At 69.9% G+C, this 14,914-nt stretch carries 19 protein-coding genes; 17 read left to right on the top strand and 2 right to left on the bottom strand.

The window, feature by feature from the left end:
• The first annotated feature begins 175 nt into the window (after window positions 1-175).
• From bioD to KB201_RS11300, 4 genes are read left to right on the top strand one after another with little or no spacing between them, the layout of a single operon-like run.
• Window positions 176-904, top strand: a complete 729-nt coding sequence (gene bioD / locus KB201_RS11315; RefSeq protein ID WP_249145355.1) for an ATP-dependent dethiobiotin synthetase BioD — start codon at window positions 176-178, stop codon at window positions 902-904.
• Window positions 901-1,938 (top strand): biotin synthase BioB, encoded by a 1,038-nt coding sequence (gene bioB, locus KB201_RS11310; RefSeq protein WP_211539309.1) that lies wholly within the window; start codon window positions 901-903, stop codon window positions 1,936-1,938. Before bioD ends, bioB begins: the two co-directional genes overlap by 4 nt.
• 33 nt (window positions 1,939-1,971) lie before the next feature.
• The gene (locus tag KB201_RS11305; RefSeq protein ID WP_055476568.1) at window positions 1,972-2,211 is read left to right on the top strand and encodes a hypothetical protein; all 240 of its coding nucleotides are present in this window, start codon (window positions 1,972-1,974) and stop codon (window positions 2,209-2,211) included.
• Entirely contained in the window at window positions 2,208-2,804 is a 597-nt protein-coding gene (locus tag KB201_RS11300) for a DUF2567 domain-containing protein (RefSeq protein WP_211539308.1), read from the top strand. The genes KB201_RS11305 and KB201_RS11300 overlap by 4 nt, the downstream gene beginning before the upstream one ends.
• On the opposite strand, the gene KB201_RS11295 is transcribed toward KB201_RS11300, so the two are convergent.
• Window positions 2,767-3,495: an NUDIX domain-containing protein gene (locus tag KB201_RS11295; RefSeq protein ID WP_249145344.1), complete on the bottom strand. Its 729-nt coding sequence runs from the start codon at window positions 3,493-3,495 to the stop codon at window positions 2,767-2,769. The genes KB201_RS11300 and KB201_RS11295 overlap by 38 nt on opposite strands.
• 320 nt (window positions 3,496-3,815) lie before the next feature.
• Window positions 3,816-4,589 carry a type I methionyl aminopeptidase gene (gene map / locus KB201_RS11290; protein WP_211539307.1) on the bottom strand — a complete coding sequence of 258 codons (774 nt, stop codon included), beginning with the start codon at window positions 4,587-4,589 and terminating at the stop codon, window positions 3,816-3,818.
• Between the two features lie 101 nt (window positions 4,590-4,690).
• Between map and KB201_RS11285 the strand changes: the two genes are divergently transcribed.
• The 13 genes from KB201_RS11285 to hisI all read left to right on the top strand — a co-directional run bounded on the left by KB201_RS11285 (window position 4,691) and on the right by hisI (window position 14,843).
• Entirely contained in the window at window positions 4,691-4,951 is a 261-nt protein-coding gene (locus tag KB201_RS11285) for a helix-turn-helix domain-containing protein (RefSeq protein ID WP_055476572.1), read from the top strand.
• Entirely contained in the window at window positions 4,948-5,454 is a 507-nt protein-coding gene (locus tag KB201_RS11280) for a DUF1990 family protein (RefSeq protein WP_211539306.1), read from the top strand. Before KB201_RS11285 ends, KB201_RS11280 begins: the two co-directional genes overlap by 4 nt.
• 195 nt (window positions 5,455-5,649) lie before the next feature.
• Window positions 5,650-6,723, top strand: coding sequence for a quinolinate synthase NadA (gene nadA, locus KB201_RS11275; protein WP_211539305.1), 1,074 nt, complete (start codon window positions 5,650-5,652; stop codon window positions 6,721-6,723).
• Window positions 6,720-7,649 carry a carboxylating nicotinate-nucleotide diphosphorylase gene (gene nadC, locus KB201_RS11270; protein WP_211539304.1) on the top strand — a complete coding sequence of 310 codons (930 nt, stop codon included), beginning with the start codon at window positions 6,720-6,722 and terminating at the stop codon, window positions 7,647-7,649. The genes nadA and nadC overlap by 4 nt, the downstream gene beginning before the upstream one ends.
• A 201-nt stretch (window positions 7,650-7,850) precedes the next feature.
• A complete protein-coding gene (gene hisD / locus KB201_RS11265) occupies window positions 7,851-9,194 on the top strand; it encodes a histidinol dehydrogenase (protein WP_211539303.1) in 1,344 nt (447 codons plus the stop codon).
• Window positions 9,191-10,336, top strand: coding sequence for a histidinol-phosphate transaminase (locus KB201_RS11260; protein ID WP_211539302.1), 1,146 nt, complete (start codon window positions 9,191-9,193; stop codon window positions 10,334-10,336). Before hisD ends, KB201_RS11260 begins: the two co-directional genes overlap by 4 nt.
• Window positions 10,333-10,971 carry an imidazoleglycerol-phosphate dehydratase HisB gene (gene hisB, locus KB201_RS11255; protein ID WP_055476578.1) on the top strand — a complete coding sequence of 213 codons (639 nt, stop codon included), beginning with the start codon at window positions 10,333-10,335 and terminating at the stop codon, window positions 10,969-10,971. Before KB201_RS11260 ends, hisB begins: the two co-directional genes overlap by 4 nt.
• Entirely contained in the window at window positions 10,968-11,609 is a 642-nt protein-coding gene (hisH, locus tag KB201_RS11250; protein WP_068970342.1) for an imidazole glycerol phosphate synthase subunit HisH, read from the top strand. Before hisB ends, hisH begins: the two co-directional genes overlap by 4 nt.
• Window positions 11,606-11,941 (top strand): hypothetical protein, encoded by a 336-nt coding sequence (locus KB201_RS11245; RefSeq protein WP_211539301.1) that lies wholly within the window; start codon window positions 11,606-11,608, stop codon window positions 11,939-11,941. The genes hisH and KB201_RS11245 overlap by 4 nt, the downstream gene beginning before the upstream one ends.
• A gap of 80 nt (window positions 11,942-12,021) precedes the next feature.
• On the top strand, window positions 12,022-12,765 hold the full coding sequence (gene priA, locus KB201_RS11240; RefSeq protein ID WP_058251759.1) for a bifunctional 1-(5-phosphoribosyl)-5-((5-phosphoribosylamino)methylideneamino)imidazole-4-carboxamide isomerase/phosphoribosylanthranilate isomerase PriA: 744 nt from the start codon (window positions 12,022-12,024) through the stop codon (window positions 12,763-12,765).
• On the top strand, window positions 12,765-13,631 hold the full coding sequence (locus KB201_RS11235; protein WP_068970344.1) for an inositol monophosphatase family protein: 867 nt from the start codon (window positions 12,765-12,767) through the stop codon (window positions 13,629-13,631). Before priA ends, KB201_RS11235 begins: the two co-directional genes overlap by 1 nt.
• Complete coding sequence (hisF, locus tag KB201_RS11230) at window positions 13,628-14,401, top strand: imidazole glycerol phosphate synthase subunit HisF (protein WP_211539300.1); 774 nt, start codon at window positions 13,628-13,630, stop codon at window positions 14,399-14,401. The genes KB201_RS11235 and hisF overlap by 4 nt, the downstream gene beginning before the upstream one ends.
• A gap of 40 nt (window positions 14,402-14,441) precedes the next feature.
• Window positions 14,442-14,843 (top strand): phosphoribosyl-AMP cyclohydrolase, encoded by a 402-nt coding sequence (hisI, locus tag KB201_RS11225; protein ID WP_211539299.1) that lies wholly within the window; start codon window positions 14,442-14,444, stop codon window positions 14,841-14,843.
• Window positions 14,844-14,914 lie beyond the last annotated feature (71 nt).

Genomic DNA, 14,914 nt, shown 5'->3' with positions numbered 1-14,914 from the left:
CCTGCTCCCTGAGGTGGCCGATCCTCTGCTCCCTGAGGTGGCCGACCCCCTGCTCCCTGAGGTGCGAGGAGCGTTAGCGTCTGCCCACCCTCTGCTCCCTGAGGTGCGAGGAGCGCAAGCGTCTGCCCATCCTCTGCTCCCTGAGGTGCGAGGAGCGCAAGCGTCTGCCCATCCTCTGCTCCCTGAGGTGCGAGGAGCGATAGCGACGAGCCACGAAGGGCGCGTCGCAGTCTGCAAACCCGTCCAGACCGGCGTCGGTCCGAACGAACCCGGCGACCTCGCCGAGGTGCAACGCCTGGCGGGCGACGTCACCGCGGTCGAGCTCTACCGCTACCCGGAACCCCTCGCGCCCGACACCGCCGCGCGCCGCGCCGGGATGCCACTGGCCGATCCGGCGGTGATCGTCCGCGCCGTGGACGATCTGGCCGCGTCACACGACCTGACCCTCGTCGAGGGCGCCGGCGGAGTGCTGGTGCGACTGGGGGAGTCGGCCACGATCCTCGACATCGCCGCGGCCACTCTCGTTCCCGACACCGTCGACGGTGTGCTGGTCGTGGTGGCGCCGGGGCTGGGCGCGCTGAATCACGCCGAACTCACCGTGAACGCGGTGCGGGCGCGCGGTCTGCGTCCCGCCGGGCTCGTGATCGGTTGGTGGCCGGACGATCCCGACCTCGCGATGCGGTGCAACCGCACCGATCTCCCACGGGTGACCGGGGTGCCGGTCGTCGGGGTCCTGCCCGCCGGCGCCGCGCACCTCGAACCCGACGAGTTCCGCCGCCACGCAGCGTCGTGGTTCGACGACGAGTGGCTCGCGACCCTTTCTCCCAGCCATCCGGAACAGCTCGTCCGGACGCCGAAACACGTTCCCGCAGCGGAACAATCATCCAAGGAGTATCACCAGTGACCCAGGCAACAGTCGACGCCGCCACCTCGGCACCGGCGTCGGACGACATCCTCGCCATCGCCCGTGACCAGGTGCTCGACCGCGGCGAGCCGCTCGATCAGGAGCAGGTTCACCGGGTTCTGCGGTTGCCCGACGACCGTCTGACCGAACTGCTCCAGCTCGCCCACGATGTGCGGATGCGCTGGTGCGGGCCCGAGGTCGAGGTCGAGGGCATCATCTCGCTGAAGACCGGCGGGTGCCCGGAAGACTGCCATTTCTGTTCCCAGTCCGGACTTTTCGCCTCGCCGGTACGAAGTGCGTGGATCGACATCCCCTCCCTCGTCGAGGCGGCCAAGCAGACCGCGAAGACCGGTGCGACCGAGTTCTGCATCGTCGCGGCGGTCCGCGGTCCCGACAAGCGGCTGCTCAGTCAGGTCGCGGCAGGTATCGAGGCTATCCGCAACGAGGTCGACATCCAGATCGCGTGCAGCCTGGGCATGCTCACCCAGGAGCAGGTCGACCAGCTCCGCGACATGGGCGTGCACCGTTACAACCACAATCTCGAGACCGCGCGCAGCCACTTCCCGAACGTGGTGACGACCCACACGTGGGAGGAGCGCTGGGACACCCTGCGCATGGTCCGGGAGGCGGGCATGGAGGTCTGCTGCGGCGGCATCCTCGGTATGGGCGAGTCCCTGGAGCAACGGGCCGAGTTCGCCGCCGAACTGGCGACGCTCGAGCCCGACGAGGTGCCGCTGAACTTCCTGAACCCGCGGCCCGGCACCCCGTTCGGCGATCTCGACGTGCTCCCCGCCGCGGAGGCCCTCAAGTCGGTGGCCGCCTTCCGTCTGGCGCTGCCGCGCACCATCCTGCGCTTCGCGGGCGGTCGTGAGATCACGCTCGGCGACCTGGGGGCCAAACAGGGCATCCTCGGCGGCATCAACGCCGTCATCGTCGGCAACTACCTGACGACCCTCGGCCGGCCCGCCGAGGACGACCTCGATCTGCTCAGTGATCTGTCCATGCCGATCAAGTCGTTGAACGACACGATCTGACGGGTTCGTCGCAGCGATGGGTAGCGTGTTCTCATGATCGACACCGTCCCGGGTCCTCTCGCCGAGCCGTGCCGGTTCGGTGTGTTCACCGGACTCGAACTGGAACTGCAGGCTCCCGACGCCGTGCCGCCGGCCGCCCGGTTGGGTCTCGAACCCCCTCGCTTCTGTGGGCAGTGCGGTCGCCGGATGGTGGTCCAGGTGCGGCCCGACGGATGGGATGCCCGCTGCTCGAGGCACGGGACGGTTGACTCGTCGGAGCTGGGTCGCCGGTGAAACCGCCGGTCCGCACGGTCTCGCGACTGGCCGCGGTCGCCGTCGGCGTGGCCCTGATCGGCGTGGTCGCCGGGGTGGTCTGGGCGCTCCTCACCCCGCCGACCACCGGCGTCGCGTTCGAGGGTCTGCGTCGCGAGGACATCCCCGCCGACTTCGCCGGCGTGGGCGCCTTCGCCCTGACGATGTTCGCCTACGGCGCGGTCACCGCCATCGTCGTGTGGTTTGCGGCCCGGACGTGGCGCGGGGTCGCCGGATTCGTGTGGCCCGCCCTCGCGACGGTGGCAGGTTCGGCGCTTGCGGCGTCGGTCGGGATGTGGGTCGCGGGCCTGCGGTTCGACGACGATCCGACCGCGCTGCCGGTCGACGCCGTCTACCGGGTCGCGCCGGAGCTGTGGCTCGACGGCGCGACGCGGTCCGGCTCGAGCGAGCCGTGGACGCTGCTCATCTGCGCCCCGTTCGCGTTCGCCGTGGTGTACCTCGTCTGCGTGTTGTCCTCGCGGACAGCCGATCTGGGCGTCGGAGATCTCGAGTCCGACGAGCTGCCGGCGGGCGTGTTCACATCGGTGGGCGCAGCGTCGCGAACTCATCCGTGACGCGCAACTCCTTCTCCGCGAAGGCGTAGAGCGCCGGCGGGCGACCCCCGTTACGGCCGGTCTTGCCGACGGTCCCGGTGGCGACCACCACCGCGCGCCGGCTCAGGATGCGGAGCAGGTTGGTCGTGTCCACGGGATAACCCAGTGCGGCGCAGTAGATCTCCGACAGCGCCGACATCGGGAAACGGGCGGGGGCCAGCGCGAACGCGATGTTCGTGTAGGAGAGTTTGGCCGCGAGTCGATGCCGGGCGGCCTCGACGATCCCGGCGTGATCGAAGGCCAGGGGCGGTAATCCGTCGACGGCGAACCAGCCCGCGGCGTCGGGGGGTGTCGCCTCGGCGTCGGAGGGCACGAGGCCCATGTAGGTCGACGCGATGGTGCGGACCGTGGGCACCCGGTGCGGGTCGGAGAAGACCGACAGTTGTTCCAGATGCGCGATCTCACGGACGTCGAGCGCGTCCGCGACGAGCCGGCGTGCGCTCGCCGACAACGTCTCCTCGGCGCCGACCCCGCCGCCGGGAAGTGTCCACACGCCGTCGGCGGACCGCGACAACAGGACGCACAACGACGGGTCGTCGGTGTCCGGCGTGTTCCGGGTCTGGGGTACGCGGATCTGGAAGACGACGCTCAGCACTTCCACCCGGAGGGTCGCACCGTCGGCGATGGGTGGCTCGGACCCGGCGGATGGCATGCGCCCGATTGTAGGGTGCGCCCTGCTGGTGACCCCCGCTGGTTGAGATTGGAGAGCCCCCGCCGGACGTGCTGGTGACCCCCGGCTGGTTGAGCCGGTTACCCCCCGCTGGTTGTGCTGGCGAGCCCCGGCTGGTTGTGTCGGCGACACCCGGCTGGTTGAGCCGGCGCCCCATGCTGGTTGTGCTGGTGACCTCCGCTGGAGGAGTCGGCGACCCCCTGCTGGTTGAGCCGGCTCCGAGCGAAGCCGCCGGGCCGAGCAAGCGACGAAGGAGCGCGTCGAGGTCGAGGCGCCGTGTCGAAGCCACCTGGTGACCTCGACTACCCGCCCCCGTGCGCCGTGAGGACCAGCGCCTCGCCATCGGTGACGGCGATCGTGTGTTCGCTGTGCGCGCCGCGGGAGCCGTCGAACGACCGGATGGTCCACCCGTCGGCGTCGAACTTGATGCGCTCGGAACCGAGCGTGAACCACGGTTCGAGCGCGAGGGTCAGGCCGGGGCGTAGTTTCATGCCACGTCCGGCCCGGCCCACGTTGGCGACGTGGGGATCCTCGTGCATGGTGCGGCCGAGTCCGTGTCCGCCGAACTCGGTGTTGACCCGATACCCGTGTGCGGCGGCGACCGCTCCGATCGCGGCCGAGATGTCGCCGAGCCGACCGCCCGGACGAGCGGCGTCGATGGCTGCGGCCAGTGCTTCTTCCGTGGCCGCGACGAGGCGCTGATCGTCGGGCTGTGGGGTGCCGACGATGACGCTGCGCGCGGAGTCGGCCACCCAGCCGTCGATGGCGACGGCGATGTCCATCGAGAGCAGGTCTCCGTCGGCGAGGACGTAATCGTGCGGGAGTCCGTGCAGGACAGCGTCGTTCACCGACAGGCAGATCACATTGCGGAACGGGCCGCGGCCAAAGGACGGCGAGTAGTCCCAGTAGCAGGACTGAGCACCGCGGTCGTTGACGAGCTTCCGCGCGCGTTCCTCGAGCTCGAGGAGGTTGACCCCGACGTCGGCGCGTCCGGCGAGGTCGTCGAGGAGATCTGCGATGAACGCCCCCGTCACTCCCATGGCGGCCACCTCGGCAGGCGACTTCAGTTCGACCATTCCCGTCCTCTCGTGGTCATTGCGTTCTTTCGGATCGCTGGTCGGTATACAAATACCACCGCGTCTCGGTATTTGTATACCGGACCCGCTAAGATCGCCACATGGTGCGTAACCCCCTGACCCCGGAACAGATCGCGGCCGGCCGCCGGCTCGGCGCCCGTCTCCGCGAGCTGCGCGGCGATCGTCCGCTGGGCGACGTGGCGTCGGGCGCGGGTATCTCGCCGGAGACCCTGCGCAAGATCGAGACCGGACGCATGCCGACGCCCGCTTTCGCCACGATCGCGGCGCTTGCTCGCGCGCTGGGTACCTCACTCGACGATCTGGCGCTCGTGCTCGACGCCGAGGTGGCACGAGTCGGGTGACCGCGAACCGATCGGGTCTCACCTATCCCGAGGTCGGGGCGACGGCCGGGACGCTCCCGCCCGGTTATCACCATCTGCGCCGGTCACGGGTCATCGGCTCGGGAGCTGCCTGCTTCTCCACGGCCGGCCGGCGAATCATGAACTGGGACATGCATCGTCGTGCCGGCTTCGGCGTCGACGAATCGACGCCGGCGGCCACTGTCGACGCCGACGTCGACCTGCGTGCCGGTCTCGGCCCCCTCGCGATCACCGCCCGGTGCCGGGTCGTCGAGGTGATCGACGCCCCGCGCGAGCACGGCTTCGCGTACGGCACGCTGCCCGGCCATCCCGAGATCGGCGAAGAGCGCTTCTGGGTGGAATGGCTCGACGACGACACCGTGGTCGGGCACGTCGTCGCCTTCTCGCGTCCGGGGCGTTGGTTCACGCGTCTGGGTGGGCCGATCGGGCGGGTTGCGCAGTCGCGATTCACCGAGCGCTACCTCGACGCGCTGATGTGTGGCTGAACTCGTCGTCCGCCTGAATCGCGGGCCGAGAACGCCGGCGACGAGGTCATGGGAATGCCGTGAGTGTGGCGAATGTTACGATGCACAGTGTTTTCGACCATGAGTCGAAAACCTGCCTCGGACACACGGCCCGTGATCTGGGGAACCAGCGTCCCGGGGACGGAACTCGTCGCCGGGTAGCCAGAGGAGTGGTAGATGAGCATCACCAGTGATCGCCACACGTCGATGACCGCGCCCGCAGTCGAGGACTCGGCGCTCGTCGATGCGACGTGGTACGACGCGCCGGGCGGCTACACCGGCGTGGAGCCGACGCAGGAGTGGGCGGACGAGGTCCGCCGCCTCGCCAAGGCGCGCAACGCGACGCTGCTCGCGCACAACTACCAGCTCCCGGCCATCCAGGATGTGGCCGACCACGTCGGCGACTCCCTTGCCCTCTCGCGGATCGCCGCCGAGGTCGACTCCGACGAGATCATCTTCTGCGGCGTTCACTTCATGGCCGAGACCGCCAAGATCCTGAGCCCCGAGAAGCGGGTCCTGATCCCCGACGAGCGCGCCGGATGCTCGCTGGCCGACTCGATCACCGCGGACGAACTCCGGGCCTGGAAGGCTGAGTTCCCCGATGCGCTGGTGGTGTCCTACGTGAACACCACCGCCGAGGTGAAGGGCCTCACCGACATCTGCTGCACGTCGTCGAACGCGGTCGACGTGGTCGCGTCGATCGATCCCGACCGCGATGTCCTGTTCCTGCCGGACCAGTTCCTCGGCGCGCACGTCAAGCGCGAGACCGGCCGCGACAACATCCACATCTGGGCGGGCGAATGCCACGTGCACGCCGGCATCAACGGTGACGAGCTGACCGCGCAGGCGAACTCGCACCCGGACGCCGACCTGTTCATCCACCCCGAATGCGGTTGCGCGACCTCGGCGCTGTATCTGGCCGGCGAGGGTTTCGTGCCCGAGGAGAAGGTGAAGATCCTGTCCACGGGCGGCATGCTCGACGCCGCGCGCGAAACTGGCGCGAAGCAGGTGCTCGTCGCCACCGAGGTCGGGATGCTGCACCAGTTGCGCAAGGCCGCACCGGGTGTCGACTTCCAGGCGGTCAACGAACGGGCATCGTGCCCCTACATGAAGATGATCACCCCGGCGGCCATGCTCCGGTGCCTACGGGAGGGTCGCGACGAGGTGTTCGTCGACGCCGATGTCGCCGAGAAGGCGCGCAAGAGCGTCGAGCGCATGATCGCGATCGGCAACCCCGGATCGGGCGAGTGAGCAACCCGGCTCCCTCGACGACCTCGCCGGGCGATGGCTTCGTCGGCCAGGCCGCGGGCGGTGAACTCGGCGCCGCGGTCACCGACGAGGTCCGCGCGCTGATCCGGACCGCGCTCGACGAGGATCTGCGATACGGGCCCGACGTCACGACCGCGTCCACGGTGCCCGCCGACGCGGTCGTCGACGCGGCGATCGTCAGTCGCGCGCACGGCGTGATCGCGGGCGTCCCGGTGGTCGAGGCGGTCTTCGACGAGGTGATCGGCGCTGGCGAGTACACGATCACGTCGCGCGTCGACGATGGAACCCGCGTCGAACCAGGCGCTGTCGTACTCGCCGTCCACGCCCCGACGCGAGCGCTGCTGACCGCGGAACGCACGGCGCTCAACCTGATCTCGCACCTGTCGGGGATCGCCACGACCACCGCGGCCTGGGTGGCGGCGGTGGAGGGTACGGACGCCCGAATCCGCGACTCGCGCAAGACACTTCCGGGTCTTCGGCATCTGCAGAAGTACGCGGTTCGTGCCGGCGGGGGAGTCAACCATCGGATGGGGCTCGGCGACGCCGCCCTCATCAAGGACAACCACGTCGTCGCCGCGGGTTCGGTCGCCGCGGCGTTGGAGGCGGTCCGGGCGGCGGCGCCGGGCCTACCGGTCGAGGTCGAGGTCGACTCGCTGGCCCAGCTCGACGAGGTCCTCGGACTCGAACCGCAGTTGGTCCTGCTGGACAACTTCGAGCCGTGGGAGACCCAGATGGCCGTCCAGCGCCGCAACACCCGTTCGCCGGGCACCAAGCTGGAGAGCTCGGGAGGCCTGTCGCTCGACGTCGCGGCCGACTATGCCCGCACCGGCGTCGACTACCTGGCCGTCGGCGCGCTGACGCACTCCGTCACCGTCCTGGACCTCGGTCTGGACATCCCGGCACCGTAGGTTCAGCCCCGCGTCGCCGGTTCGGACCTCGACGTCGGACAACTCGGTCCTGGCGAACGGCCGGTTGAAGGACGGGGGGCAGATTCGTCCGCATGCCGGATCGAACTGCCCCGACGTTCTCGGGTGACAACCCGCACCAGAAACCCGCTGGCACCCGACACGTATCCTTGTTGGGTAAATCAGCAGCCACCAGGAGAGATCATGCTCGCCCGAATTGACCTGCGCGGTAGCACGCCGACACTCGCCGAGTTGCGTCGTGCGCTGCCCCGCGGGGGTACCGATGTCAATGCCGTCCTCGACACGGTGACACCGGTCGTGCATGCGGTGGCGGAGAACGGCAGCAGTTCTGCGCTCGACTACGGCGAGAAGTTCGACGGTGTCCGACCCGCGTCGGTGCGGGTGCCCGCTCGGGTCATCGCCGATGCTCTGGCCGGGCTCGACCCGCAGGTCGCCGAGGCGCTGCGCGAGTCGATCATCCGCGCCCGCAAGGTGCACGCCGACCAGCGACGGGAGACCACCCGCACCCAGGTCGTCGACGGCGGCGTCGTCAGCGAGAAGTGGATTCCGGTGCGCCGCGTCGGCCTGTACGTCCCGGGCGGAAACGCCGTCTATCCGTCGTCGGTCATCATGAACGTCGTCCCCGCCCAGGAGGCCGGGGTCGGCTCGCTGGTCGTCGCCTCGCCTCCGCAGAAGGACTTCGGCGGGTGGCCGCACCCGACCATCCTCGCCGCCTGTGCGCTCCTCGGCGTCGACGAGGTGTGGGCGGTCGGCGGTGCCCAGGGCGTGGCCCTGCTCGCCTACGGTGGCGCCGACACGGAATCCGCGGACGAGCCGAATGCCGTTCTCGACCCTGTCGACCTCATCACCGGCCCGGGCAACATCTACGTCACCGCGGCCAAGCGTCTGTGCCGCAGCGTGGTGGGCATCGACTCCGAGGCCGGACCCACTGAGATCGCGATCCTCGCCGACGACTCGGCGGACGCGGGCATCCTCGCCTCCGACCTCATCAGCCAGGCCGAGCACGACGTCCTCGCGGCGTCGGTGCTCGTGACCGACAGCGCCGAACTCGCCGACGCCGTCGACGAGGCTCTCGAGCAGCAGGTCGCGGCCACCAAGCACCGCGAACGCGTGACCACCGCGCTGTCGGGGGAGCAGTCGGGCGTCGTCCTCGTCGACGATCTCGACGCGGGGCTCGCCGTCGTCGATGCCTATGCGGCCGAACACCTCGAGATCCAGACCCGGGACGCGGCCGCGGTCGCCGATCGGGTGCACAACGCGGGCGCGATCTTCGTCGGGCCCTACGCGCCGGTCAGCCTCGGTGACTACTGTGCGGGCTCCAATCACGTTCTGCCGACGTCGGGTTCGGCGCGCTTCGCCTCCGGGTTGTCGGTGCAGACCTTCCTCAAGGGCGTCCACGTCATCGACTACGACGAGGCCGCGCTGCGCGAGGTCGCCGACAAGGTGGTGACCCTCGCCGATGCCGAGGACCTGCCCGGTCACGGTGATGCGGTGAAGCAGCGCTTCGTCGGGAGCGCGGGCCGGTGACGGCCGCCGATCCGGTGACGGCAACCCCGGGCAGCTCGATCACCGTCGACGACCTGCCGCTACGTGAGAACCTCCGTGGCAAGAGCGCTTATGGCGCACCGCAACTCAGGGTTCCGGTGATCCTCAACACCAACGAGAACCCGCACGCGCCGTCGCCGGCCCTGATCGACGATGTCGCCGCGTCGGTGCGCGAGGCCGCCGCTGAGTTGCACCGCTATCCCGATCGCGATGCCGTCGCCCTCCGTGTCGACCTCGCCGCCTACCTGACCCGGGCCACCGGTGTGCAGCTCGGCGTCGAGAACCTGTGGGCGGCAAACGGTTCCAACGAGGTTCTGCAGCAACTGCTGCAGGCCTTCGGCGGTCCCGGCCGCAGTGCGCTCGGGTTCGTGCCGTCGTATTCGATGCATCCGATCATCTCCGACGGCACCGACACCACCTGGCTGGTCGCGGCGCGGGCGGGCGACTTCTCGCTCGACACCGACTACGCGGTCGCCGAAGTCGCGAACCGCGAGCCGGACGTCGTCTTCGTGACGTCGCCGAACAACCCGACCGGCGGTTCGATCCCGCTCGCGGACCTGCGTCGCATCGTCGAGGCGGCTCCGGGCATCGTGATCGTCGACGAGGCCTACGCCGAGTTCTCGGCGGCTCCGAGTGCCGTCGAGCTCATAAACGAGTTCCCGGCCAAGGTCGTCGTCAGCCGCACGATGAGCAAGGCCTTCGCCTTCGCCGGCGGCCGACTCGGTTACCTCGCCGCAGCACCCGCCGTCGTCGACGCGATCCAGCTGGTGCGGCTCCCGTACCACCTGTCCGTGCTGACCCAGGCCGCCGCGCGAGCCGCATTGCGCCACAGCGACGACACTCTCGCCGGTGTCGCCGCGATCCGGTCCGAACGCGAGCGCGTGGTCGCGGCGCTGACCGCCTTCGGGTACCGCGTCATCGACTCCGACGCCAACTTCGTGCTGTTCGGACGGTTCCGGGATGCTGCGGCAACGTGGCAGCGTTACCTCGACCAGGGCGTCCTCATCCGGGACGTCGGCATAGCCGGTCACCTGCGGGTGACCATCGGTCTCGCGCATGAGAACGACGCCTTCCTCGACGTCAGCCGCACGCTCGCCACCACAGATCTGGAGAACACTCAGTGAGCACCCCCTCTGCGACCAACCCCGCGCCCCGTGTCGCGAAGGTCGAACGGAGCACCAGGGAGTCGTCGATCTCCGTCGAGCTGAATCTCGACGGCACCGGCGTGACGAACATATCGACCGGCATCGCGTTCTTCGATCACATGCTCACCGCCTTCGGTCAGCACGGCAGCTTCGATCTCACCGTCGAGGCGAAGGGCGACATCGAGGTCGAGGGCCACCACACCATCGAGGACACCGCGATCGTGCTCGGCCAGGCTCTCGGCCAGGCGCTCGGTGACAAGAAGGGCATCCGTCGCTTCGGCGATTCCTGGATCCCGATGGACGAGACCCTCGCCCAGGCCGTCGTCGACGTGTCGGGCCGCCCGTACTGCGTCCACACCGGCGAGCCCGAGCACATGCTGACCGCCGTGATCGGTGGCTACCCGGGTGTCCCGTACTCGACCGTCATCAACCGGCACGTGTTCGAGTCGATCGCGCTCAACGCCCGTATCGCGCTGCACGTGCGGGTCCTCTACGGCCGTGACCAGCACCACATCACCGAGGCGGAGTTCAAGGCCGTGGCCCGCGCGTTGCGCGCGGCGACGGAATACGACGCCCGCGTGACCGGTGTGCCGTCGACGAAGGGCGCGCTGTGAGCGTCGCCGACGTCACGATCCTCGATTACGGCTCGGGCAACCTGCGGTCCGCGCAGCGTGCGCTCGAGCGGACCGGGGCACAGGTGACGGTCACCTCCGACTTCGACACGGCCCTGAACGCCACCGGCCTCGTCGTGCCCGGCGTCGGCGCGTTCGCCGCCTGCATGGAAGGCCTGCGCGCGGTCAAGGGCGACCGGATCGTCGGGCGACGATTGGCGGGCGGCCGCCCGGTCCTGGGCATCTGCGTGGGCATGCAGATCCTGTTCGAGCGCGGCGTCGAGTTCGGCGTCGAGGCGGAGGGCTGCGGGGAGTGGCCGGGCAGTGTGACCCAGTTGCCCGCTCCCGTTCTGCCGCACATGGGCTGGAACACGGTCGACGCACCCGAGGGCACCGTGCTCTTCGACGGGCTCGACGCCGACACCCGCTTCTACTTCGTGCATTCCTACGCCGCGCAGACCTGGGAGATGGACAACGAGGGTTCGCCGTTGACCGCGCCCAAGCTGACCTGGGCCGAACATGGTGGACCGTTCCTCGCCGCGGTGGAGAACGGGCCGCTGTCGGCGACCCAGTTCCATCCGGAGAAGTCCGGCGACGCCGGTGCGCACCTGCTGGAGAACTGGGTTCGGGGACTCTCGTGACCGACGGCACGCCGCGCCCGGACGACGCCGGGTACGGCGACGGACCCGTCGGGCGACCGTCCGGGTCCGACGCGGCGGGCGCGTCCTCGGCGTCCTCCGGTTTCTCGATCGCCAAGCTCGCCTTCTACGCTCTCGGTGCGGGAGTGCTGGTCCTGATCGTGTCCGTCCCGATCATCGCGCTGTGTGCGCACTGGTCGCCGATCGCCGGACTGGTCGCCGCGCTGGTGGCGGTGGCGGCGATGATCGCCGCGATCGGTACCGTTGCCAACCGCATGGTCGACCGCGCCCGGACAGACCTGATCGCGGCGCGCGACTGTCACCACCCCGCCTGACCCCACCCCGATCACGTCCACCGCCGACTCGCTCGATCAAGAACCGCGCTCGATCCAGAACAGACAGGACAGATTCACCCATGGGTAGCACCCTCGAACTCCTTCCCGCCGTCGACGTCGCCGACGGGCAGGCGGTCCGCCTGGTCCAGGGCGCGGCCGGCACCGAGACGTCGTATGGTTCGCCGCGCGACGCGGCGCTGGCGTGGCAGCGGGACGGTGCGGAGTGGATCCATCTCGTCGACCTCGACGCCGCGTTCGGCCGCGGCGACAATCGCGAGCTGCTGGCCGGCGTGGTCGGTGAACTCGACGTGAAGGTCGAACTGTCCGGCGGTATCCGCGACGACGATTCGTTGGCCGCCGCCCTCGCCACCGGGTGCACGCGCGTGAACCTCGGTACCGCCGCCCTGGAGAACCCGGAGTGGTGTGCCCGCGCGATCGCCGAGCACGGGGACCGCATCGCGGTCGGTCTGGACGTGATCCGCGACGGCAGTTCCTACCGGTTGCGCGGGCGGGGCTGGGTCACCGACGGAGGCGATCTCTGGGAGGTCCTCGAGCGGTTGAATCGAGACGGATGCGCCCGCTATGTGGTCACCGACGTCTCCAAGGACGGCACGCTGCAGGGCCCGAACCTCGATCTCCTCGCCGAGGTCGCCGCGGCCACCGACGCCCCCCTCGTGGCCTCGGGCGGCGTCTCGGCCATCGACGATCTGGTCGCGATCGCCGGCCTCACCGGCCAGGGTGTGGAGGGCGCCATCGTCGGCAAGGCACTCTATGCGGGTCGATTCACGCTGCCGGAGGCGTTGACCGCGGTCGCCGGGGTCTGATGAGCGCGGCGGACTCCACCCTCGACCTGCCCCGGCTGCTCGACACCGCCGGGTCGATCCTCGACGCCGCCGTCGATCGCTTCGTCGACGGTCAGGGTGCGCCGAGTGCGATCAACAAGGGCGGCACCGACTTCGCCACGCAGGTGGACCTCGACCTCGAGCGCCACATCGGGGCCGAGCTCGCCGACCGGACCCAGATCCCGGTCCACGGCGAGGAATTCGGCGGCGCCGACGTCGTCGACGGTCCGGTGTGGGTGCTCGACCCGATCGACGGCACCTTCAACTACTCCGCGGGGATGCCGCTCACCGGGATCCTCCTCGGTCTGGTGGTCGACGGCGAGGCCACGCTCGGGATGACCTGGCTGCCGCTCGTGGGACGCCGGTACGCCGCACACGCCGACGGTCCGCTGCTGCTGAACGGCGTAGCCGTCCCGCCGGCCCCCGACATGGAACTCGCCGAGGCAGCCATCGCCTTCGGTCCGTTCGATGCCCGCGGCGGTGGCCGCTACCCGGGCGCGCGCCGGGCCGACCTCCTGCGCGAACTCAGCACGCGTGCCGCCCGGATCCGGATGACCGGGTCGACGGGTGTGGACATGGCGTTCACCGCGGCCGGCGTGTTCGGCGGGGCGATCGCCTTCGGCCGGCACCCCTGGGACAACGCGGCAGGAGCGGCGCTGGTCCGGGCCGCCGGCGGTGTGGCGACCGACATCGCCGGCCGTCCGTGGACCGTGGCGTCGCCGTCGCTGGTCGCCGGTACCCCGACCGTGCACGCCGGTCTGATGCGTGTCATCGGCGAGACGATCCCGGAATGGACGGCAGACGTCATCACCCCAGAATCCACCACCCCGAAGGAGACCCGACGATGACGCTGGCGACCCGGGTCATCCCGTGCCTCGACGTCGACGACGGCCGCGTGGTCAAAGGCGTCAACTTCGCCAACCTGCGCGACGCCGGCGACCCGGTCGAGCTGGCCGAGCGCTACGACCGCGAAGGCGCGGACGAACTGACCTTCCTCGACGTGACCGCGTCGAGCTCGGGGCGCTCGACGATGATCGACGTGGTGAAGCGCACCGCCGATCAGGTGTTCATCCCGCTCACCGTCGGCGGGGGCATCCGGACCGTCGACGACGTCGACACCATGCTGCGCGCCGGGGCCGACAAGGTCAGCGTCAACACCGCGGCCATCGCCCGGCCGGAGGTGCTCGCCGAGATGAGCCGGCGCTTCGGTTCGCAGTGCATCGTGCTGTCCGTCGACGCCCGGACCGTTCCCGAAGGTGCGGAACCCACGCCGTCGGGCTGGGAGGTCACCACCCACGGCGGCCGTAAGGGCACCGGGATCGACGCGGTCGAGTGGGCGGTCCGTGGCCAGGACCTCGGTGTCGGCGAGATCCTGCTCAACTCGATGGACGCCGACGGCACCAAACAGGGCTTCGACCTGCGCATGCTGACGGCCGTACGCGCCGCGGTGTCGGTGCCGGTCATCGCCAGCGGCGGCGCCGGCAGTATCGACGATTTCGCGCCGGCGGTGCAGGCGGGCGCCGACGCGGTTCTCGCGGCCTCGGTCTTCCACTTCGGCGAACTCACCGTGGCCGAGGTGAAGACGGCCATGCGCGACGCCGGGATCACCGTCCGATGACACGACGCGTCCCCTCCCGCACCGACCCGGAAGGTCGCTGATGGCACTCGATCCCGCTCTCGCCGCCCGCCTCAAACGCAACGCCGACGGCCTGTTCACCGCGGTGGCGCAGGAACGCAGCACCGGGACGGTGCTGATGGTCGCCTGGATGGACGACGTCGCGCTCGAACGCACGCTCGCCACCCGGAAGGGGACCTACTACTCGCGGTCACGCCAGGAGTACTGGGTGAAGGGGGAGACCAGCGGGCACACGCAGTATGTGCACGACGCCCGCATCGACTGCGACGGCGACACCGTGCTGCTGATCGTCGATCAGGTGGGCGCGGCCTGCCACACCGGCAATCACAGTTGCTTCGACACCGAGTCGCTGGCGTTCGGGATCGACGCGGCGTCCGGGTCCGGGCCCGAATCCGGGCAGGGTTCGCCGGACCCAGCAGAATAGACCACGAGACACGAGTCCCGGGTGCGAACTCCCGGGACACGCCACAGCTCGAGACCTTCGAAAGGCGGTGC

Origin of the sequence: Gordonia sp. SCSIO 19800, from assembly GCF_018132775.1 — a bacterium.
Classification (GTDB): Bacteria; Actinomycetota; Actinomycetes; order Mycobacteriales; family Mycobacteriaceae; genus Gordonia; species Gordonia hongkongensis.
Note: the sequence above shows the minus strand (reverse complement) of the source record. Positions and strands in the feature narration are given on the sequence as shown.

Coding starts and splice junctions, on each gene's coding strand:
- KB201_RS11305 (WP_055476568.1), top strand. CDS start 1,972: ATGATCGACACCGTCCCGGGTCCTCTCGCCGAGCCGTGCCGGTTCGGT.
- KB201_RS11295 (WP_249145344.1), bottom strand. CDS start 3,495: ATGCCATCCGCCGGGTCCGAGCCACCCATCGCCGACGGTGCGACCCTC.
- map (WP_211539307.1), bottom strand. CDS start 4,589: ATGGTCGAACTGAAGTCGCCTGCCGAGGTGGCCGCCATGGGAGTGACG.
- KB201_RS11285 (WP_055476572.1), top strand. CDS start 4,691: ATGGTGCGTAACCCCCTGACCCCGGAACAGATCGCGGCCGGCCGCCGG.
- nadA (WP_211539305.1), top strand. CDS start 5,650: ATGAGCATCACCAGTGATCGCCACACGTCGATGACCGCGCCCGCAGTC.
- hisD (WP_211539303.1), top strand. CDS start 7,851: ATGCTCGCCCGAATTGACCTGCGCGGTAGCACGCCGACACTCGCCGAG.
- priA (WP_058251759.1), top strand. CDS start 12,022: ATGGGTAGCACCCTCGAACTCCTTCCCGCCGTCGACGTCGCCGACGGG.
- KB201_RS11235 (WP_068970344.1), top strand. CDS start 12,765: ATGAGCGCGGCGGACTCCACCCTCGACCTGCCCCGGCTGCTCGACACC.
- hisF (WP_211539300.1), top strand. CDS start 13,628: ATGACGCTGGCGACCCGGGTCATCCCGTGCCTCGACGTCGACGACGGC.
- hisI (WP_211539299.1), top strand. CDS start 14,442: ATGGCACTCGATCCCGCTCTCGCCGCCCGCCTCAAACGCAACGCCGAC.